Raw genomic sequence first — 432 nt, 5'->3', positions numbered from 1 at the left:
GGTTTCCACATAACAGGTAATCCACTGCATATCTGCCTGTGTTTATGCTGCTTTACGCAGTTCCATTTCTGAAATCAGTTCTCTCAGATCTGCATAAACACATGAGGTTCTACGCTTTACTGCAGGAACTTTTGCCTCCAGCAAAGACCTTTCCGTTTCCGGTAAGGTTTTTAAATTTTCACGGATAAAATATCTTGCTCCGATATTATACGATGCCGACAAATCACAGTTGTATCTTTTTCCAGTCTGAAACGTACACAGACGATGATCCCGTACATCACGGGCAATCTCTCCTGATCCATCAAAGGCAAGCCTGCTCGTGTTCCATGCACAGATTCGGGAAATTCGGATTCCCTTTCTGTGTGCCTGCTGTCCGCATCGTTTCTGGATATCACGTTTTCTCCACATCTGCAGTTTCTGCTTTTTCTTCCC

At 44.2% G+C, this 432-nt stretch carries 1 pseudogene; it reads right to left on the bottom strand.

Going from position 1 to position 432, the window contains the following annotated elements:
- Positions 1 to 42: 42 nt before the first annotated feature.
- Positions 43 to 432, bottom strand: a pseudogene (locus DWX26_RS16440) (IS200/IS605 family accessory protein TnpB-related protein); the annotation flags it as partial.

Origin of the sequence: Blautia sp. AF19-1, from assembly GCF_003479155.1 — a bacterium.
GTDB lineage: Bacteria > Bacillota > Clostridia > Lachnospirales > Lachnospiraceae > Fusicatenibacter > Fusicatenibacter saccharivorans.
The sequence above is the reverse complement of the archived record's forward strand: the minus strand, read 5'-3'. Positions and strand labels throughout refer to the sequence as shown.